At 71.9% G+C, this 20,864-nt stretch carries 12 protein-coding genes and 1 pseudogene; 8 read left to right on the top strand and 5 right to left on the bottom strand.

Annotated features, from left to right (window positions below):
- Positions 1 to 22: 22 nt before the first annotated feature.
- Both ACIBI9_RS36115 and ACIBI9_RS36110 read right to left on the bottom strand, forming a co-directional pair.
- A complete protein-coding gene (locus ACIBI9_RS36115) occupies positions 23 to 2,794 on the bottom strand; it encodes an FAD-binding and (Fe-S)-binding domain-containing protein (RefSeq protein ID WP_397228839.1) in 2,772 nt (923 codons plus the stop codon).
- Positions 2,791 to 3,933 (bottom strand): pyridoxal-phosphate-dependent aminotransferase family protein, encoded by a 1,143-nt coding sequence (locus ACIBI9_RS36110; protein ID WP_397228837.1) that lies wholly within the window; start codon positions 3,931 to 3,933, stop codon positions 2,791 to 2,793. The genes ACIBI9_RS36115 and ACIBI9_RS36110 overlap by 4 nt, the downstream gene beginning before the upstream one ends.
- Before the next feature lie 90 nt (positions 3,934 to 4,023).
- Here ACIBI9_RS36110 and ACIBI9_RS36105 point away from each other — a divergent pair, with 90 nt between their 5' ends.
- From ACIBI9_RS36105 to ACIBI9_RS36070, 8 genes are all read left to right on the top strand, one after another.
- Positions 4,024 to 4,734, top strand: a complete 711-nt coding sequence (locus ACIBI9_RS36105; protein ID WP_397228835.1) for an IclR family transcriptional regulator — start codon at positions 4,024 to 4,026, stop codon at positions 4,732 to 4,734.
- A gap of 212 nt (positions 4,735 to 4,946) precedes the next feature.
- Positions 4,947 to 7,277 (top strand): glycoside hydrolase family 3 N-terminal domain-containing protein, encoded by a 2,331-nt coding sequence (locus tag ACIBI9_RS36100; RefSeq protein ID WP_397228833.1) that lies wholly within the window; start codon positions 4,947 to 4,949, stop codon positions 7,275 to 7,277.
- Positions 7,274 to 8,257, top strand: a complete 984-nt coding sequence (locus ACIBI9_RS36095) for an ABC transporter permease (protein WP_397228831.1) — start codon at positions 7,274 to 7,276, stop codon at positions 8,255 to 8,257. The genes ACIBI9_RS36100 and ACIBI9_RS36095 overlap by 4 nt, the downstream gene beginning before the upstream one ends.
- Positions 8,254 to 9,129, top strand: a complete 876-nt coding sequence (locus ACIBI9_RS36090) for a carbohydrate ABC transporter permease (RefSeq protein ID WP_397228829.1) — start codon at positions 8,254 to 8,256, stop codon at positions 9,127 to 9,129. Before ACIBI9_RS36095 ends, ACIBI9_RS36090 begins: the two co-directional genes overlap by 4 nt.
- 27 nt (positions 9,130 to 9,156) lie before the next feature.
- Positions 9,157 to 10,794, top strand: coding sequence for an extracellular solute-binding protein (locus ACIBI9_RS36085; RefSeq protein ID WP_397228827.1), 1,638 nt, complete (start codon positions 9,157 to 9,159; stop codon positions 10,792 to 10,794).
- Positions 10,794 to 12,305, top strand: coding sequence for a hypothetical protein (locus ACIBI9_RS36080; protein WP_397228825.1), 1,512 nt, complete (start codon positions 10,794 to 10,796; stop codon positions 12,303 to 12,305). Before ACIBI9_RS36085 ends, ACIBI9_RS36080 begins: the two co-directional genes overlap by 1 nt.
- Positions 12,302 to 12,988 (top strand): hypothetical protein, encoded by a 687-nt coding sequence (locus tag ACIBI9_RS36075; RefSeq protein ID WP_397228823.1) that lies wholly within the window; start codon positions 12,302 to 12,304, stop codon positions 12,986 to 12,988. The genes ACIBI9_RS36080 and ACIBI9_RS36075 overlap by 4 nt, the downstream gene beginning before the upstream one ends.
- A 70-nt stretch (positions 12,989 to 13,058) precedes the next feature.
- Positions 13,059 to 15,638: a hypothetical protein gene (locus ACIBI9_RS36070; protein ID WP_397228821.1), complete on the top strand. Its 2,580-nt coding sequence runs from the start codon at positions 13,059 to 13,061 to the stop codon at positions 15,636 to 15,638.
- Here the strand turns inward: ACIBI9_RS36070 and ACIBI9_RS36065 are convergent.
- The 3 genes and pseudogenes from ACIBI9_RS36065 to ACIBI9_RS36055 form a co-directional block, all read right to left on the bottom strand.
- Positions 15,600 to 17,537, bottom strand: coding sequence for an alpha-glucuronidase (locus ACIBI9_RS36065; RefSeq protein WP_397228819.1), 1,938 nt, complete (start codon positions 17,535 to 17,537; stop codon positions 15,600 to 15,602). The two genes, ACIBI9_RS36070 and ACIBI9_RS36065, sit on opposite strands and share 39 nt — an antisense overlap.
- Positions 17,538 to 17,712: 175 nt before the next feature.
- Positions 17,713 to 18,120 (bottom strand): annotated as a pseudogene (locus ACIBI9_RS36060) (DUF6882 domain-containing protein); the annotation flags it as partial.
- A gap of 77 nt (positions 18,121 to 18,197) precedes the next feature.
- Positions 18,198 to 20,861 carry a sugar-binding protein gene (locus tag ACIBI9_RS36055; protein ID WP_397228817.1) on the bottom strand — a complete coding sequence of 888 codons (2,664 nt, stop codon included), beginning with the start codon at positions 20,859 to 20,861 and terminating at the stop codon, positions 18,198 to 18,200.
- Positions 20,862 to 20,864 lie beyond the last annotated feature (3 nt).

The raw sequence follows: 20,864 nt of genomic DNA, 5'->3' as shown, positions 1-20,864 counted from the left end.
GTACTCCGATCTCCCCCGAGCGTTATGGCAGGTCGACCACCTGGTGCAGGAGTTCGACCGGGTGGCGGGCAGCGCGTCCCGCGCCGTGGGCGATCTGCTGGCGGCACGAGACCCCCGTGGCCGCGAGCAGGGTGTCGGGCGAGGATGCGGCGATCGCCGGGAAGAGCCGGAGGCCGCCGATCTTCATGGACAGGTCGTAGTGCTCGCTCTCGAATCCGAACGATCCGGCCATGCCGCAGCAGCCGGCGTCGATCTCTTCCACCTCCGCTCCGGGGATCCTGGACAGGAGCTCGCGCGTGGCCGTGGTGCCGACGACGGCCTTCTCGTGGCAGTGGCCGTGCAGGAGGATCCGGCGCCCGCTCAGCCCGCCGTTCAGCGGCAGCGAGCCGTCGTCCACGGCCTCCGTCAGCAGCTCGGGGATGAGCCTGGCCCGCGCCGCCACCGCCGCCACCCGGGGGTCGCCGGGGAGCAGGGCGGCGTACTCGTCCTTGAGCGTGAGCAGGCAGGACGGCTCCAGCCCGACGATCGGCGCGTCCGAGCCGCCGAGCCGGCCGACCATGGCCTCGGCCATCGCGCGGGCCTGGCCCAGCAGCCCCTTGGAGATACTGGAACGGCCGCAGCAGCCCTCGGACTCCAGCCGTACCCGATAGCCGGCGCGCTCCAGCAGCTCGACGGCGGCCCGCCCGATGCCGGGCTCGCTGTAGGCGGTGAAGGAGTCCGCGAGCAGGATCACCTCCCGCCGCCCGGAGGAGGGCGGCCGGCGGGCGAACCAGCGGAGCAGGTTGTCGCGGCGGAAGCGGGGCAGCGGGCGCCGCGGGCTCAGCCCGAGCGGCCCGCGCAGCGGCGCGGCCAGCCAGTTCGACAGGGGCGCGGTGGCCGAGCCGAGCCGGTTGAGCGTCCGGATCGCCCCGAACAGCCGCGACCGCAGCGGCACGCCGTGGGTCTCCTGGTACTGGTGCAGGAACTCGCTCTTCATCGCCGCCATGTCCACGCCCAGCGGGCACTCCGACTGGCAGGCCTTGCACTCCAGGCAGAGGTCGAGGATCCCGTGCAGCCGCTCGTCACCGAGGGCCTGCCGGGGGTCGTCCGAGGACAGGGCCTTGACCAGGGCGTTGGCCCGGCCGCGGGTGGAGTGCTCCTCCTCGCGGGTGGCCATGTACGACGGGCACATGACGCCCGTGTCGTCCTTGCGGCAGACCCCGACGTTCATGCACCGGTCGGCGGCGGCGTGCATGCCATCCGCGAACGACATCGTGGTGCGGAGCGGGCGCGGCGCGGGCAGCGCGGGATCGCGCAGATGCTCCGTCATCGGGGGCGCGTCCACGATCTTGCCGGGGTTCAGCAGGCCGCGCGGGTCGAAGGCGTGCTTGATCCGCCGCATCGCCTCGTAGACCGCGTCGCCGAACAGCCGCCGGTTGAACTCGGAGCGGGCCAGCCCGTCGCCGTGCTCGCTGGAGTTGACGCCGCCGTGCCGGGCGGCCAGCTCGGCGATCTCCTCCGCGACCGCGCGCATGGTGCCGATCTCCTCGGGCACACGCAGGTCGACGAAGGGGCGGATGTGCAGGCAGCCGACCGAGCAGTGGCCGTAGAAGCCCGCGGAAAGCCCGTGCCGGGAGAGGATCTCCGCGAACTCCTCGACGTACGGCAGCAGCCGCTCCGGCGGCACGGCCGTGTCCTCCACGAAGGCCAGCGGCCTGCGGCTGCCCACGCTGGAGGCCATCAGCAGCCCGAGCCCCGCCTTGCGGACCTTGAGCACGGCCGCCTGCTGCCCGGCCGTGACGGCCCGCAGGGTGTGGTAGCCGTGGCCGTTCGCCTTCCAGGTGGCCGCGAGCTTGTCCACGCGGTCGGCCACCTCGGCCGGGCTGTCGCCGAAGAACTCGACGAACAGCAGCGCCTCGGGGTCGCCGGACAGGATGCCGCCGAGCCCGGCGTAGTCCACCCGCTGCCTGGACAGGTCGAGGATGGCCTTGTCGATCAGCTCGACCGAGGCGGCCTCGAAGGAGAGCGCGTCCGCGGTGGCGGCGATGGCGGACGGCGTGGAGGTGAAGTGGCCGACGGCGATGGCCTTGGATCGCGGCCGGTCGACCAGTCCGACCGTGGCCTCGGTCACCACGGCCAGAGTGCCCTCGGAGCCGACGATGAGTTTGGTGAGATCGGGCAGGTAACGGGCGGCCAGGTCCAGGCGGTAGCCGCCCGAGTGCCGCCAGAAGCGCGGGAACCCGGACAGGTCCACCCCCTGCAGCGCCTCGGCGACGGCTGCGCCCAGGCGGGCGTCGGAGCGCAGGTCGGGCGTGGTGGCGTCGGCGAGCACCACCCGCAGCGACTCGACGTGGTCCACGGTGGACCCGTAGAGCACGGAGTGGCTGCCCGCCGAGTTGTTGCCGATCATGCCGCCGATCGTGGCCCGGTTGCTGGTCGAGGTGTCGGGCCCGAACATCAGCCCGTGCTTTCGGGCCGCCCGGTTGAGCTGGTCCTGCACGACGCCCGGCTGCACGCGGGCGGTCCTGCCGTCGATCTCCAGGATGCGGTTCATGTGGCGGGAGAAGTCGACGATCACCGCCGCCCCGACCGTCTGCCCGGCCAGGCTGGTGCCCGCCCCGCGCGGCAGCACCGGCACCCCCAGCTCGCCACAGGCCGCGACCAGCGCCTGGACGTCACCGGCGTGCCGGGGGAAGGCGACGGCGAGCGGCTCGATGGCGTACATGCTGGCGTCGGAGGCGTACAGATGCCTGGTGTACGGATCGTCCCTGACGTCCCCTTCGAGCAGCCGGGACAGGGTCCGGGCCAGGGTCATTCGGCCCCCTCCAGGTACGCCAGCGCGGCGCGCGTCCCGCCCTCCTTGATCGGCACGCCGGCCGCGCTCAGCCCCATCTCGACGCCGCTCAGCGTGCCGGCCAGCGTCAGGTCGTTGAAGTGGCCGAGGTGGCCGATCCGGAACACGCGCCCGGCGAGCCGCCCGAGCCCGGTGCCGAGCGACATGTCGTACCGCTCCAGGATGAGCTTCCTGACCGCGTCGGCGTCGTGCCCGTCCGGCATCAGCACGGCGGTGAGCGAGCTCGAATGCTCCCGCTCGTCGGCGCAGAGCACCTCCAGCCCCCACCCCCGCACCGCGCGCCGCGTCGCCTCGGCGTGCCGGTCGTGGCGGCGGAAGACCTCCGCCAGCCCCTCCTCCTCCAGCAGCATGACGAGCGCCTCGCGCAGCCCGTAGAGCAGGTTGGTCGGCGGCGTGTACGGGTAGAAGCCGCCGCGGTTGGCCGCGATGATCGGCTCCCAGTCCCAGTACGAGCGGGGCAGCCGCCCCCGGTGGGCCAGCGCCTTCGGGCTGATCGCGTTGAGCCCGATGCCGGGCGGCAGCATGAGCCCCTTCTGCGAGCAGCCGACGGTCACGTCCACGCCCCATTCGTCGTGGCGGTAGTCCATGGAGCCCAGCGACGAGATCGTGTCCACCAGCAGCAGCGGGGAGTGCCCGGTCCGGTCGACGGCCGCGCGGATCTCCGGGATCCGGCTGCGCACGCCGGTCGAGGTCTCGTTGTGCACGACCATGACGGCGGCGTGCTCGGCGGTGAGGTGGCCGGCGATCGCGTCGGGGTCGGCGCCGTGCCGCCAGTCGCCGGGCACCAGGTCGACGACCAGTCCCAGCCGGGCGGCCATCTCGCACCACAGCATGGAGAAGTGCCCGGTCTCGTACGCCAGCACCCTGTCTCCGGGCGAGAGCGTGTTGACCAGCGCCGCCTCCCACGCGCCCGTCCCCGACGACGGGTAGACGATCACGTGGTGGCGGGTCCGGAAGACCGCCTTCAGCCGCTCCAGGACCTCGCCGGCCAGGCGGGCGAAGGCGGGGCCGCGGTGATCGATGGTGGGCTGGGCGATGGCGCGCAGCACCCGGTCGGGAACGTTGGTCGGTCCTGGGATCTGCAGGAAATGACGGCCCACGATGAGATGCTCCTTGCGTGCCGTGTAACGGCACGGTGTGCTGCGTTGCGGTTCACTAACATTAAAATCGGTCCGCAGAGGAGTCAATGAATGCAGAACGTGATCAACGCCCTCCGGGTGCTCGAAGAGGTCGCCGCCCGCCAGCCCGCCGGGGTCGGGGAGCTGGCCCGGGTGCTCGGCCTGCCCAAGAGCACGGTGCAGCGCTCGCTGAGGACGCTGCACGAGGCCGGGTGGATCAGGCCCGCCGCGGGCGAGATCACGCGCTGGCAGGTGACGAGCAAGGCGCTCCAGGTCGGCCGCAGGACGGAGCTGGGCCTGCGGGACGCGGCGTTGCCGGTCATGGAGCAGCTACGGCAGCGCACCGGGGAGACGATCCACCTGATGGTGCCGGAGGGCGACGCGGTCGTCCTGATCGAGCGGCTGGAGACCGACAAGCCGCTGCGCATCGTGCTGCCGCTCGGCATCAGGCTGCCGCTGCACGCCTCGGCCAACGGCAAGGCCGTGCTCGCGCACAGGCCCGCACCGCTGCCGGAGCTCGCGTCGTACACGGACACGACGATCACCGACGCCGAGGCGCTGGGCGCCGAGCTGGCGGCGGTCCGGGCGCGGGGCTACGCGGACAACCGCGGTGAGTGGCGCTCCGACATCGCGGCCGTGGCCGCCGCCGTGCTGGGCCCGGACGGCCCGATCGCCAGCCTCAGCGTCTCCACCCCCGCCAGCCGCATGCCGGAAGAACTGCGCGGGGAGTACGGCAAGCTCGTCACCCAGGCGGCCCGCACTCTGACGGAGTCTCTGACCTGAGCGTGGCTGAACGGCAACTTGTCATCTGAGCATCCGGAAACTTTCTGGAAATGCGGGCGTCGAATGCTGGCCTGACCCTGCGGTGATCAGCACAAATATAACAGTTTGCACCCTCTTGACACGCCGAAACCTGGACCCATAAGTTGCCGCAATATTAACGGGAATTCCTCGAAAGTTTCGGCAGTAGGCCGGCTAAGAGCCGAAAGGGTGGCATGAGGGGCCAGGTACCAATCGACAGGTGGCGGGACACGCGGCTTTCTGCCGCCGAGCGGGCCGAGTCGCTCATCCCGCTCATGACGCTGGAGGAGAAGGTCGCCCAGCTCGTCGGCGTCTGGGTCGGCGCCGACGCCTCAGGGGGAGGCGTCGCCCCGCACCAGGCCGACATGGCGGGAGTGGAGTGGAGCGACGTCATCGCCCACGGGCTGGGCCAGCTGACCCGCCCGTTCGGCACGGCGCCGGTCGACCCCGTCGCCGGCGCGCGCTCGCTGGCCGCCTCGCAGGCCCAGATCGTGGCCGCCAGCAGGTTCGGGATCCCGGCCCAGGTCCACGAGGAGTGCCTGACCGGCTTCGCCGCCTGGCGCGCGACCGTCTATCCGACGCCGCTGAGCTGGGGCGCGTCCTTCGACCCAGAGCTGATCGAGGAGATGGCCGGGCGGATCGGCAGGTCCATGCGGGCCGCCGGGATCCACCAGGGCCTCTCGCCGGTCGTCGACGTGACCCGTGACTACCGTTGGGGGCGCACCGAGGAGACCATCGGCGAGGACCCCTACCTGGTCGGCACGGTCGGCGCGGCCTACGTGCGCGGGCTCGAGGGCGCGGGCGTCGTCGCCACCCTGAAGCATTTCGCCGGTTACTCCGCCTCCCGGGGCGGCCGCAACCACGCCCCCGTGCACATGGGGCGCAGGGAGCTGGCCGACGTGATCCTGCCTCCGTTCGAGATGGCCCTGCGCCTCGGCGGCCCCCGGTCGGTGATGAACTCCTACGCCGAGATCGACGGCGTTCCCGCGGCGGCGGACGAGAGCCTGCTGACCGGGCTCCTGCGGGACGAGTGGGGATTCGCGGGCACGGTGGTGTCGGACTACTTCGCGGTCCGGTTCCTGCAGAAGCTGCAGGGCGTCGCGGCGGACGCGGGGGAGGCGGCCGGGCTCGCCCTGCGCGCCGGGATCGACGTCGAGCTGCCCACGGTGGACACCTTCGGCACCCCCTTGATCGAGGCGGTGAAGGCCGGGCAGGTCGACGAGGCGCTGATCGACCGCGCCCTGCGCCGGGTGCTGACGCAGAAGGCCGAGCTCGGGCTGCTCGACGAGGACTGGCGGCCGCTGCCCGGCGAACCCGAGGACGTGCGCCTCGACGACGAGGAGAGTCAGGAGCTCGCCCTGCGCCTGGCCCGCGAGTCGATCGTGCTGGTGCGCAACACCGGCGGCCTCCTGCCGCTCGCCCCGGGCCGGCGGGTGGCCCTCGTGGGCCCGGTGGCCGACGACCCGATGGCGATGCTCGGCTGCTACGCCTTCCCGGCGCACGTGGGCCCGCACCCGGAGCACGGGCTCGGCATCGACATTCCGTCGCTGCGCGAGGCGCTCGGCACGCTGATCCCCGATCTGACGTATGTTCCGGGCTGCGGCATCACCGGCGACGACACCTCCGGGATCGCGGCGGCCGTCGCCGCGGCGGCGGAGAGCGACGTGTGCGTGCTCGCCGTCGGCGACCGGGCGGGGCTGTTCGGGCGCGGCACCTCCGGCGAGGGCTGCGACGCCGCCGACCTGCGCCTGCCGGGCGTGCAGTCCGAGCTGGTCCGGGCGGTGCTCGCGACCGGCACCCCGGTGGTCCTGGTGCTGCTGGCCGGGCGGCCGTACGCGCTGGGCCCGGAGTTCGACGCGGCCGCGGCCGTCGTCTACGGGTTCTTCCCCGGCCAGCGGGGCGGCCAGGCGCTGGCGGAGGTGCTCACCGGCGCCGTCAACCCGTCCGGCCGGCTGCCGGTCAGCGTGCCGCGTGACGCCGGCGGCCTGCCCGCCACCTACCTGTCGCCGTGGCTCGGGCGCCGCACGCAGGTGTCGTCGGTGGACCCGACGCCCGCGTACTCGTTCGGGCACGGGCTGAGCTACACCACGTTCGAGTGGGAGCCCCTCGACCCGGGCGGGGCCGAGTGGCCGGTGGACGGCGAGGTCACCGTCGGGGTGAGCGTCCGCAACACCGGATCGCGGGCCGGCGCCGAGGTCGTGCAGCTCTACCTGCACGACCCGGTCGCGCAGACCACCAGGCCGGTGGTGCGGCTGGTCGGCTACGCCCGCGTCCCGCTGGAGGCCGGTCAGGCCGCACGCGTGGAGTTCACCGTCCCGGCCGACGCCGCGTCGTTCACCGGCGTGCGCGGCCGGCGCATCGTCGAGCCCGGCGACGTCGAGCTGCGCTTCGGGCGCTCCAGCGCGGACGCGGCGACGGATGCCGTGGCGGCCGTGCCGCTGCGCCTGACGGGCGGCGAGCGCGAGGTCGGCCACGACAGGAACCTGCTGGTCACGGCTCGTATCACTCGGGAAGGAGCGGGATGAGCACGACGTCGTTGGACAATCCGCCGCAGGGCGTGCGGGCGGCGGGGCCGGCGCCCAGCCGGCGCAGACGGGGCAAACCCGGCACGTGGCGGCACGCGATCCGCCGCGACTGGCAGCTGTACTCGCTGGCGATCCTGCCGCTGCTGTTCTTCGCGATCTTCCGGTACCTCCCGATGCTCGGCAACGTGATCGCCTTCCGCAAGTTCGAGCCCGGCGGGAGCATCTTCGGCGAAAGCTGGGTGGGCCTGCGGTACGTGAAGATGTTCCTGAACGACCCGTCGTTCTGGACCGTGTTCACCAACACGCTCGTCCTCGGCGCGCTGACCCTGCTGTTCTGCTTCCCGCTGCCGATCGTGCTGGCGCTGCTGCTCAACGAGGTGCGCAACCGGCGCGTGAAGCGGTTCCTGCAGTCGGTGTCCTACCTGCCGCACTTCCTGTCGATGGTCATCGTGGCCGGCATCGTCATGCAGATGCTGGCCATCGACGGGCCGGTGAACCAGATCGTCAAGGTGTTCGGCGGGGAGCCCACCGCGTTCCTGCAGAAACCGGAGTGGTTCCGCACGATCTTCGTCTCCTCGGAGGTCTGGCAGACCGTCGGCTGGGGCACCATCCTCTACCTGGCCGCGCTGACCACCATCGACGAGCAGCTCTACGAGGCGGCCCGGATGGACGGCGCCGGCCGGTTGCGGCAGATCTGGCACGTCACCCTGCCGGGCATCCGGCCCACGGCGATCACGCTGCTGATCCTCAACATCGGCACGTTCATGGCCGTGGGCTTCGAGAAGGTCCTGCTGCTGTACAACCCGCTGACCTATCCGACCGCCGACGTGATCTCCACGTACCTGTACCGCATGGGCGTGGAGTCCAGCAACCTGAGCTACGCCGCCGCGATCGGCCTGTTCGAGGCCCTGGTCGGCGTGGTGCTGATCCTCTCGGCCAACCTCATCTCCCGCCGCACAGTAGGGACGAGCCTGTGGTGACCGTCGAGAAGACCCGTGGCTACCGCGCCTTCCAGGTGGTCAACGCCGTCATCCTGAGCGGCGTCGTGATCGTGACGCTCTACCCCTTCCTCAACATCCTCGCCCGCTCGTTCAGCGAGGAGCGCTACATCGTCGGCGGGCAGGTCAACCTCATCCCGCGCGGGTTCAACATCACGACCTACAAGCTCGTGGTGTCGGACCCGACGTTCTGGACGAACTACGGCAACACGATTGTCTACACCGTCGTGGCCACGGCGATCGCCATGCTGCTGACGACGTGCTACGCGTACGTGCTGTCCAAGAAGCACCTCAAGGGCCGCACGTTCCTGATCTGGGTCGCCGTCTTCACCATGATCTTCTCCGGCGGCCTGATCCCCAACTACGTGCTGGTCAACGGCCTCGGGCTGACCAACTCCATCTGGGCCATCGTCCTGCCCAACGCCATCAGCGTCTTCAACCTCCTGGTCATGAAGGCGTTCTTCGAGGGCCTGCCGCACGAGCTGGAGGAGGCCGCCGCCATCGACGGCCTGAACACCTACGGCGTCCTCTGGCGGGTGGTGCTGCCGCTGTCGAAGGCGGTCATCGCCACGATGGTGCTGTTCTACGCGGTCTCGTTCTGGAACTCGTGGTTCACGGCGTTCCTCTACCTGAACAAGACCGAGTTGTTCCCGGTGACCATCTACCTGCGCAACCTCATCGCGGGCGCCACCGGCGCCGAGTCCGCGGGCGCGACGCTCAGCGAGGCGTCGGCGGCGGCGGCCAACATCCAGTCGGTGACGATCATGCTCACCGTCCTTCCCATCCTGGCGGTCTACCCCTTCGTGCAGAGGTACTTCGTCTCGGGCGTCATGCTCGGCGCGGTCAAGGGTTAACCACTGTCCCTCCGAAAGGATCCCCCCATGCAGCACATCTCCCGCCGGCAGGCACTCCTCGGGCTGGGTGCGCTCACTCTGGCCGTCGCCGGATGCGGCGAGGACGAGGCTCCGAAGAAGGCCGCCGACGTGTCCGCGAACAAGGCGGGCGCGATGGCCAACTACGGCGTCAACCAGCAGTTCAAGGCCACCGAGCCGGTCTCGTTCGACGTGCTCTACAACAACCACCCGTTCTACCCGGACAAGAGCGACTGGCTGTTCTGGCAGGAGCTGACCAAGCGGACCAACGTGACGCTCAAGCCGGTGGAGGTGCCGCTCAGCGACTACGAGAAGAAGCGCGGCCTGCTGGTGGGCTCCGGGCAGGCCCCGTTCATCATCCCGAAGACCTACCATCCGGCCGAGGAGGCGTTCGTCTCCTCCGGCGCCATCCTGCCGGTCAGCGACTACTTCGACCTGATGCCCAACTTCAAGGACAAGGTCGCCAAGTGGAAGATGGAGCCGGAACTGGACACCCTGCGCCAGGCCGACGGCCGCATCTACCTGCTGCCCGGACTCCACGAGGAGGTCTGGGTCGACTACTCCCTGGCGGTGCGGACCGACATCCTGGAGAAGCACAAGCTGGAGGTCCCGAAGACCTGGGACGAGCTGTACACCGTGCTCAAGGCGCTGAAGAAGGAGTACCCGGACCTCTACCCGATGACCGACCGGTTCGGCGTCCCCACGCCGGGCGGCAACCTGTTCAAGCTCGTCGCCCAGGCCTACGGCGCCAAGGGCGGCTGGGAGTACCAGCACGCGACCTTCGACGCCACGGCCGGCAAGTTCGTCTACACCGGTGCGATGCCGCAGTACAAGCAGATGCTGGAGTACCTGAACAAGCTGGTGAAGGAGAAGCTGCTCGACCCGGAGAGCTTCACCCAGCAGGACGAGCAGGCCAAGCAGAAGTTCAACTCCGGCAAGTCGTTCGTGATCAGTGCGAACGCGCAGTCGATCGTCAACGACTACCGCCCGACGCTGAGCAAGCTCGTCCCTGGCGCCAAGGTCGCCAAGATCCCGGTGCCCATGGGCCCGGTGGGCGACTTCAAGATCGGCACCCGGCTCGAGAACGGCGTCATGATCTCCAAGAAGGCGCTGGAGAACAAGAACTTCGTGGCCATGATGCAGTTCGTCGACTGGCTCTGGTACTCCGACCAGGGCGAGGAGTTCGCCAAGTGGGGCGTCGAGGGCACGACGTACACCAAGGACGCCTCGGGCGCCTTCAAGCTCGCCAAGGACATCGACTTCGTCGGCCTCAACCCCGGCGCGCCCAAGCACCTGCAGAAGGACTTCGGCTTCTCCAACGGCGTGTTCGCCTACGGCGGCACCACCAAGCTGCTGAACTCCACCTTCTCCGAGGAGGAGGTGGCCTTCCAGGACGTGATGAACGCCAGGAAGGCCTGGCCGGTCGAGCCGCCGCACCCGTTCAACGACGAGGAGCGCGAGCAGGCCACGCTGTGGGAGACGCCGCTGAAGGACTACGTCACCCAGCAGACGCTCAAGTTCGTCCTCGGCGAGCGTGACCTGAGCGAGTGGGACACCTACGTCAAGGAGCTGGAGGCCAAGAACATGACCTCCTACCTGAACCTCGTCAACGCCGCCTACGAGCGGTTCAAGAAGGACCACGGCTGATGCGCGTGCCCTCGGAGGCCTCGGGGCGGCTGTCCGACGCCTGGCGGTTCTGTGTCGGCACCGGCCGCTTCGAGCTGGCGCTGCGCCGCGACTACCAGGACTCGCTGGCGCTGATCCAGCGGGAGATCGGCTTCCGGCACATCCGGGGGCACGGGCTGCTGAGCGACGGGGTGGGCGTCCACCAGCCGTACGAGTACGCGGGCGCGCGGCACGTGCGCCACTCGTTCACGTACGTGGACCAGGTGATCGACGCCTACCTCGAACTCGGCATCCGCCCGTTCGTGGAGCTGGGGTTCATGCCCTCCGGGCTGGCCTCCGGCGACCAGACCGTGTTCTGGTGGCAGGGCAACGTCACGCCGCCCAGCTCCTGGCGGGAGTGGGCGGAGCTGGTGCGGGCGACAGTGGCGCACCTCGTCGACCGGTACGGGCTCGACGAGGTGCGCACCTGGCCGATCGAGGTGTGGAACGAGCCCAACCTCAAGGACTTCTGGCAGGACGCCGACCAGGAGGCCTACCACCGCCTCTATGAGGTCACCGCGCACGCGGTCAAGGAGGTCGACGCCTCGCTCCAGGTCGGCGGCCCGGCCATCTCGCCCGGCTCCGACGAGTTCCTCGTGCGCTTCGCCGACTTCGTGGCCGAGCGCTCGTTGCCCATCGACTTCGTCAGCCGGCACGCGTACACCTCCGGCCCGGCCCAGCACGTGCCGTTCGGCGTGCACCAGACGCTGGCGCCGGCGGCGAAGCTGCTGGAGCAGTTCGCCACGCCGCGGCGGCAGCTCGCGGGCGGCCCGCTGGAGGGGCTGCCCGTGCACATCACGGAGTTCAACTCCTCCTACCGGCCCGACAACCCCGTCCACGACACGGCCTTCCACGCCGCCTACCTCGCGCCGGTGCTGGCGGCCGGGGGAGACCTGGTCGACTCCTTCTCCTACTGGACCTTCAGCGACATGTTCGAGGAGCAGGGGATCCCGACCTCGATCTTCCACGGCGGCTTCGGCCTGCTGACCCACCGGCAGATCAAGAAGCCCACCTACCACCTGTACGCGTTCATGGCCCGGATGGGCGACCAGGTCCTGGCGCGCGGGGAGGACCACCTGGTCACCCGGGACGGCGACGGCCGGGTCACCGTGCTGGCCTGGGCGCCGGTGGACGTGACCGGCGCGTCGCCGGTGGACGGGCACACCGTACGGCTGTCGATCCCGATCGGGGAGGCCGCCTCGGCGTTCGAGCTGCGCTCGTCGGTGAGCGAGGAGAAGGGCAACGCCTGGGCGGCGTGGTGCGAGCTGGGCCGCCCGCTCTCGCCCCGGCCCAGGGAGCTCGACGTGCTGCGGGAGGCGGCCGAGCCCGTGCGCGCCCACCGGAGCCTGCCCGTCGCGGACGGTCGCGTGGACCTGGCTCTCCGGCTCGACCGCCACGAGGTTACGCTGGTCGAGCTCACGCCGGTGGTGGACCGGACGCCGCCGTGGTGGGACGACAGGCGGCTGCTCGGCCTGGGAGAGGAGAGCCGATGAGCGAGGTGTCGGCACAGCGGCGGTTCGGCGAGGGCCCCCTCTCGCGCGCCGCCACGCTGATCTACAGCCTGCTGGTGGTCGAGGGCCTGTTCCTCGTCGCGACCGCGCCCGGCCTGATCGCGCTGACCCTGCTCGGCGGCGACGCCGCCAACGTGCCGCTGGTGGCGGCCTGCGCGCTGCCGCTCGGCCCCGCGCTGTCCGCCGCCCTCTACGCGCTGCGCCACCGCAGCCGGGACCTGACCGATCTCCATCCGGCGGCGGCGTTCTGGCGCGGTTACAAGGCCAACGTGCGCGGCGTGCTGAAGATCTGGGTGCCGTGGCTCGTCGCGCCGGCCGTCGTCGGGACCAACCTGGCGAACTTCGCCGTAGCCGGCGTCCCGGGGTGGTGGGCGGTGCTGCTCGTGCTCGTCGCGCTGGCGGCGATGCTGTGGGTCGCCAACGCCCTGGTGATCACGTCGCTGTTCGCGTTCCGGGCGGTGGACGTGGCGCGGCTGGCGTCGTACTTCCTCATGCGCCACCCGAAGGCCGCTTTCGGCAACGCGTCCCTGCTGATCGTGGCGGGCGGCGTCACGATGGTCGCCACCGAGCTGGCGCCCGCCCTGCTGGCCTCGGCGTTCGCCGCGGCGCTGCTGTGGAACAGCCGCCCCATGATCGACGAAGTCCGCGAGCGCTTCACCGCCTAGGACTGGCCACCGCCGCCGTCCGGCTGCCAAGGTGATCATCTGAGAAACCGAGGCAACCGAAGGGCTGGTCATGGGAGTTGTGGAAGGCGGCGGTGGTGTGCCGTCGGCGCTGAGGGTGGGCGTGGTGAGCCTGCTGGTCGCCACCGTGTTCGCCGGCCTCGGCATGTGTGCCACAGCTCTGGGTGACGCGGAGGTGCGGCGTGCCGTGGAGACGGCTTCGCCGCAGGCCGTCGGCGTCACGGTCGCCGGAGTGATCAACGCCGGGAACTTCGCCGCGTTCGACCGGGCCGTGCGGACACAGACCGCTCTGGCCTTCGGCGGTGCGCCCACCGAGGTGACCACCCTGCTCCGCTCGGACGGCTACGCGATGCCGGGCCAGGAGAAGTTGAGGTACCGGCGGCCGGAGCGGCTCAGGTTCGGCAGTTTCGACGGATTCCAGCAGCACGCGAGACTGATCGGCGGCTCCTGGCCCCGGTCGCGCACCGAGCCGGTCGAGGCGGCGATCTCCCAGGCCGCCGCCTCACTGACCGGTTTCACGGCCGGGCAAGTGATCACCATGGTCGGCCGGATCGACGCCAAGCCGGTACGGGTCAAGATCACCGGGGTGTTCGTGCCCGACGACCCGTACGGGCCGCGCTGGGCCGGCGACCTGATGCTCGGCCGTGGCGTCGAGAGGGAGGGCTACACCACCTACGGCCCGCTCATGGTGGATCAGGCCACGTTCCTCGACCGCTTCGCCGAAACGGTCGACGCCACCTGGACCGTCGTGCCCGACCTGCGCGGCCTGCCGGTCGAGCGGCTGCGTGCGGCGGCAGCCAGGCTGCCGGACCTGCGCGAACGGTTCAAGGAGAACGGCTGCCCCGACTGCACGCCTGCCAGCGCCCTCCCCGGCACGCTGGCCCGGATCGAGGCCGCGTCGCAGGCGGCCCGCTGGACCGTCCTGGGCGTGGCGGCGCTCCTGGCCCTGGCGCTGCTCCTCGCGCCCAGGCCCAGGCGGACAGGCCGGGCCCTGGGCACGGCGGCGGTGGTCATCGGCTGCGCGGTCGCGGCGCCTTACGCGGCTCGCCTGCTGTTCTCCCTGGCGGAGGCCGCGCCGTGGTGGCGGGCCTCCGCATTACGGCTGCCGGACGTCTCCGGAACGCTCTTGGTGGCGATCTCGATGGCGCTGGTCGCGGCCGTGTGCCTGTTCGCCGAGGTACCGAGGCCGGGGATACGAGCCCTCTCCTCGGCGCTCTCCTCGGCGATCGCCGCCGCGATCGTCGTCCTCGCGATCGGCGGTGCCGCGACCTGGCGTTCCTCGCAGCTGGATCAGGCCCGTCACCAGGCCGGTGCCGACGTGCGGCTGACCGGCCCGCCGGCGGGAGGCGAGCCGGGCGTCCTCGGCCGGGGCACCGCCTTCACCGCGCTGCCCGGCGTCACCGCCGCGGTGCCCGGCCACCGCGATCGCGTCGATGTCGACCTCCGCTACAGCACCCTCCTCGGCGTCGACGCGAACCGCCTCGGCCAGGTGTTCCGGCTGCGGCCCGATCTGTCGGACCGGACGGTTTCGCAGCTGGCGGCCGCGATGGTCGCCGGCCGTCCCGAGATCGGCGCACTACCGCTTCCCGGTCGGCCACGCACGCTGACCGTGGAGGTGGAGCAGCCCGACGGCCCCGTGCGGCTGCGCGTGGTGGTCTCCGACGCCCTCGGCGTCTGGCACGACCTGCCGGTCGCACCCCTGCGCGAAGGCTCCGCGAAGGCGGACATGGACCTGGCCGGCCGGGACGGGAAGATCGCCTACCCGCTGTCCGTCCGGGGATTCCTCGGCGACGCCACCGACGACTCCCCCCGTGTGGCCACCGTGACCGCGCTGCGCGCCGACGGCCGGGAAGTGGCCCTGCCCGCGGGCCAGCGCTGGTCGGAAGACACGGAAGGCGGCACGGGGCTGTTCTCGCTGAAGGTGAAGGACGGCGCGGCCGTCGTGCGGCCCGTACCGCTGAACGCCTCCCCTGACCGGCCGGTGCCGATCGTGCTCACCGCCGATCTGGCCGCCTCGGCGAAGCTCCACACGGGCCGGACCGGCACCATCTCGCTCGGACGGCGACAGCTCCAGGTCGAGCTCGCCGGTGTCGTCGAGCGCATGCCCGGCGCCGCTCTCGACTCGGCCGGCGTCCTCATGGACTGGCAGACCCTGCAGGCCTGGAACCTGGCCGCGGCACGGCCGCCGTTGCCCGCCACCGACTGGTGGCTCGCCGTGGACGGCGACGGGAGCGGGATCCGTACGGCGGTGGCCAGGCCCGGGTGGGACATCACGGTGATCGACTCGCTGGACCGGGCGGCTCTACCGCCCGGTCCGCTGGGCGCGGCGATCGCGCTGGGGCTGCTGGCCGCAGCCGGCCTCCTGCTCGGCTCCGCCGCCGCGGGCCGCTGGGGGACCCTGTGGCACGCCGCCGGGGGCACCGTGGTGGGGCTGGGGCTCTGCTACGTCGCGTTGCCCCGGCTCGTACGCGCCTGGCAGGGCGGGACCGTCATGCCCGACGTGGTGCTGGACGTGCCGTGGCCCGCGATCGTCGCCCTGCCCGTGCTGTTCGCGGCTGTCACCGCCGTCGTCCGGCTGTCGGCCGGGCGCTCCTCAGGGGATGTGCCTGCCGCGCGCGTCGGGCGCGCCTGACTTGCGGAAGAAGTAGGCGTTGATCTGGTCGCGCCACTCCTCGGCGCAGCGGACCTGCTCGTCGAGCCGTTCCTTGACCCGGGCGTACAGGTCCGGGTCCACGGCGTCGGTGTCGGCGAGCTTCTCCCAGTGCAGCCGCATCTCGGCCGCCTCGTCCGCCCCCGCGAAGTGCGTGTCGTAGATGTGCTGGATGACCGTCGAGCCGCTGTGCAGCACGTGCCCGTACGGGACGTGGTGGAAGAACAGCAGCAGCTCGTCGGGGCAGCGCTCGAGCGACTCGTAGACGTCCGACCACGGCTGCGGGTACTGGCCGGTGAAGCCGGTGCCGGTGGCGCGCGTGCGGTCCACGCCCACGCCGTCGCGGTCGGCGAAGTGGTACGTGCCCCACGGCGTGTATTCGTACCCGTCCACGTCCGGGCCGTAGTGGTGGCCGGGGCGCACCATGAAGCCGACGCCGAGCGGCGCGGTGTAGCGCTCGTACGTGCGCCACGACCCGTCCATCATGGCGTGCAGGGTGCGCCGCAGCGACTCGCCGGGCCAGGCGAAGGTGAGGTCCATCCACTCGTCGAGGACGGCGGCCGGGTCGAGGGCCGGGTCCCAGGCGAGGCGGCCGAACGCGTACAGGTTGGCCTGCGCGAGCGGGTGGCCGGTCCAGTAGCGGTCGTCGCCCACGTTGGAGACCGCGACCAGGTCGCCCGCCTCGGCGACGTTCTCGAACGCGAGGATCTCGCTCCACATGGGGGCCAGGTAGCAGACGTGCCGCTGCTGGCCGGTGTACTCCTGCGTCACCTGCAGCTCCACCGCCAGGCGGGTGCCCCGCATCTCCAGGATCACCGGGGAGACCGGCTCGCGCGTCTGGAAGTCCATGGGGCCGTGCTTGACCTGCAGGATCGCGTTGTCCAGGAACCGGCCGTCGAGCGGGGCGAAGTGGTCGTAGGCGGCGCGGGCCCGGTCGGTCGAGCGGTCGCGCCAGTCCTGGCGGTGGTTGTAGACGAAGGCCCGCCAGTGCACGACCCCGCCGAAGGGGGCCAGGGCCTCGGCGAGCATGTTCGCGCCGTCGGCGTGGGTGCGCCCGTACGCGAACGGGCCCGGCTGGCCCTCCGAGTCGGCCTTCACCACGTACCCGCCGAAGTCGGGGATCGTCGCGTACACCTGCTCGGTGGTCCGCGCCCACCACGCCCGCACGCCCTCGTCGAGCGGGTCGGCCGTGGACAGGCCGCCGAGGACGATCGGGGAGGCGAAGTTGACCGACAGATGCACGCGGATCCCGTACGGGCGCAGCTCGGCCGCGATCGCGGCCACCTCGCCGAGCCGGTCGGTCAGCAGGTGGGCCTCGGTGCCGTGCACGTTCACGTTGTTGATCGCGACCGCGTTGACGCCGGAGGCGGCCAGCAGCCGCCCGTAGGCCCGCACCCGGGTCAGGTCCGCGCGCGGGGCGCCCTTGTCCCAGAAGATCGACCCGCCCGCGTACCCGCGCTCGACCTGGCCCATCACCGGGTGCACGTCGATGTTGTCCCAGTGGTCGAGCATGCGCCTGCGCATCGCGGGCCGGTGGTGCTCCGTCTCCCTGTCGGCCCCGAACGCGGCCTCGCCGAGCCGTACGACGTGGAAGAACCCGTACAGCAGCCCGGCCGCGTCGCCGCCGGTCACGGTCGTCACGCCGTCCCGCCGCGCGATCGCGTACCCGTCCGCGCCCTCGGCCGCGTCCAGGCTCAGCACCAGGTCGTACGGGCCCTCGGCGGCGCCGCCGTACCGGGCGCGGGCCTGCGCGACCTCCGCCCGCACGGTCTCGGCGAGCGGCCCGTCGGCCTGCACGAGGGTACGGCGGGAACCGATCGCCCGGAACGCCTCGGGCGGCAGCCACGCCGCGTGGACGTCGGTCAGTTCGGGAATGGTCACGGGGCTCCTTCGGTCGGTCACCGAGGGACGAATCTATCGAAACGGCGCCCGCCGCGAGCGATCAGGGGTGGCGCTTCTCAGGCGCCGCGGGGTGCCGACAGGGTCGCGCCGATGTTGCCGACGCGGCCGTGCTCGTCGAAGTCGACGGCCGCCTCGAAGCCGGGGCCCGTGAGCGTGAGCCGGTCACCGCCTTGGCGGCCTCGGTGAGGATCGCGGCGGCGAAGGGCGGCTCGGCGGGGGAGGTGGGCAGCGCGGCGAACGGGACCTCAGCGGAGGCCAGCTCCGCGATGCCGAACTGCTGCCCGAAGTCCCGCAGCGTCCCCGACAGGGCCGTCAGCGGCTCCGGGAAGCCGGACGGGTTCGCCCAGGCCCACAGCCACGACTCCGGTCCCGGGGCGGCGCTGCCGAGCAGGTGGAAGCGGGTGCAGGTGATCGTACGGCTCCCGGTGAACTCGAAGCGCTGCTCCCGCAGGTCGACGCTCCAGTTGTGCTCGCCGAGGACCTCTTCGAGGTGGAGCTGGTGCTCGAGCGAGAGGATGGCCGCGTCGTCGAGCAGGTTCGTGAGGGTGAGGGATTCCGGCATCCCGGCAGATTAGGGGGTTTGCCGGGATGCGTCCAACGGGCTGCCCGCCCTCTGGGAGGAGGGCGGGCAGCCCGGCTTCAGCGGACCTTCACCTGCGAGGCCGCCGTGCCGCTCGGTGCCTCCCAGCCCGCCACCACCGCCGGGTGGGCGGCCAGGGCGCGGGTCAGGGGCACGGTGACGGTCGTGACGCCCCTGCGGGACACAGTGACCACGCGGCCGCCCGCCGTCCCCTGGTCGTCGCGGACGAACAGGTGCGCCTTACCGGCCGCGTTCGCCCGCAGCGTCACCTTCACTCCCTCCTGGCCGGGGGTGGCGGAGACGGCCCAGCCGCTCTCCGACTCCTCGGCCGCCGGGCCGCCCGCGAGCGGGACGTGCACCCGGACCGCCTGTTCCAGCGACTGCGGCGAGTCCAGGCTGGACAGGGCGGTGTCGGGGATCACCGGGTCGGGCACCGGCCGGTCCGCGGGCGGCCGGTAGCCGGTCAGGGCGGCGACGCCCCACCGGTACGGGTCGCCCTGCACGCCGCCCCACGTCGACCAGCCGATCCGGGTCTGGCCGGTCTTGTCCTGGGTGTCGGAGTCGTACACGAGGATGTTCAGCCCGAGGTGGGCGGGGTCGACGGAGCCGGGGACGAGCTCCAGGGGGATCGACATCTCCACGGTGTATCCGCCCGAGGCGACCTTCGAGGCCACCCGCATGCCGGGAGCGGTCTGCTCGCCCGGGCCCTGGCGGTTGTCGGCGTCCCGCAGGAAGCACGGCGGGCCTTCGGCCGTCACCGGCAGCACCGCGGTCTTGAAGGTGGTCGAGGTGTTCTCGGAGGTGCCGCGCGGGTCGAGCGTGACCTCCACCGAGTCGGTACGCCAGTGCCGCTTGCAGTCGGCGGCGGCCAGCCGGGTGCCGAGCACGTCGTCCTGCACCTGGACCAGCAGGTAGAGGGTGTCGTCGTGCCAGGCCAGCCTGGCCGTGCCGGAGCAGTCGGCCGCGGACGAGCAGGCCGTGCCCTCCCACAGCCGCGAGATGTCGAGCGCGGGACCCGGATACTCGCCGTCGCCCGCCACGCCGTCCACGGTGGGCGACGCCTGCGGTACGGACGCCGCCGGGACCAGTTCGAGCGCCGGCTTGCTCGCGACCGCGCCGTCCACGCTGATGGTGTAGGCGTAGTCGCCGCCCTGGTTGGACGTCTTCAGCGAGGGATCGGAGTTGGTGACGGTGAACGGCACCGTCGTCGAGGCCCCGGCGGCCAGGTCGCTGTAGGGCGCCTCCACGCGGTCCGCGGTGAACCCGGCGGGCAGGTCCACCCGCACGGTCCCCGACTTGGCGGTGTCGCTGACGTTGGTCACCACGACGCCGACCTGCCGGGAGCCGCCGGAGGGCAGGGTGAGCACGGGGGTGACGATGCCGCGCAGCTGCGGGACGCCGACCTCGGAGGTCCACTTCTCGTACTGGGCGACCTGGGGGAGGAGCTGCTGCCCGGCCCGTACGGGCGGGCTGATCTCGACCTGCCGGTCGGTGTAGCCGCGGCCCCGCTCGGTGGCCAGCGAGGCCGAGACCCGCGCCCGCCCGGTGCCCGCGGCGGGGGTGACGGTGAACGTCGCCGTCCCGCTCCGCCCGGCGGAGAGCCTGCCGAGGTCACCCGAGCCGCTGACCTGCCAGCCCGCGGGCACGCCCAGCGTCACCGACGAGCGGCCCAGCGGCTCGCGGGACGGCGCGGTCGCGCTGACCTTGACGGTGAACGGCGTGCCGGGCCGGACGTCGAACGTGCTGGTGCGCAGCCCGAACAGGGTCCCCAGCGGGACCGCCCCGCTCGCCCTGGTCAGCGCGCCGTCGAGGATCGCCGTGGGCGCGGCCGCCGCCGCGCTGCCCGGCTCGGGGAACGGCACCCGCGAGTCCACCTGCGTGAAGAAGTCGCAGCCGAGCTGGTTGGGATCCGACGGCACGTCGGGGAAGACGGCCCAGCCCTGGGAGGCGTACGTGCGCTGGGCGTCACGCTCGATCGCGGCCCACGTCTTGCCCTGGGCCTGCGAGGCGCGTCCGCCCCACACGCCGTACACGTTCTGCGCGGGGTTGTTCGGGCGGAAGGTCGAAGCGCAGGACGGGCCGGTCTGGGAGGTGCCGCGCCCGCCGCCGAGCAGCAGCCGGGCCGGCGCGAACGGGCGCAGCCCCTCGCGGCTGATCTGCTCGGGGAACACCTTGGGGTCGGCCGCCGCGTAGAACGCCTGCACGGCCAGCCGCGCCGCCTGCTGGTGGTTGCCGTGGTTGCCGGGGGAGGGCGCCGGGTCCATGGTCAGGATGACCTCGGGCCTGGTCTGGCGGACCACCCGCACGACCTTCTCCAGGGTGTCCGCGCCCCAGATCTGGTCGGTCAGCGGGGCGCTCACCGTGTAGTAGAAGTCGACGTCGTCGAGGTTGAACACCTCGCGCACGCCCGCCTTGCCGACCGCCGCCCGCTCCTCGGACTCGCGCAGCAGCCCGAGCGCCGGACCCTCCTCGGGCCCGACGGCGTTGCCGCCGCCCTCGCCCCGGGTGACGGTGACGACGCCGGTGCGCACGCGGTGGTCCTCGTTCCACTGGCCGAGCGTGGACAGGCTGAACGCCTCGTCGTCGGGGTGGGCGCCGACGAACAGCGCGTCGAGGTCCACGGGAGCGCCGGCTGTGGAGGCTGTGGAGGCTTCCGAGGGAACGGCGGGTGAGAGGGCGAGTGCGACCGTGGCGGCCAGCACCAGTGACAGGCGTTTACGCATGGA

It is taken from the genome of Nonomuraea sp. NPDC050451 (assembly GCF_044458585.1).
This window is presented reverse-complemented; position numbering and strand designations above follow the sequence as displayed.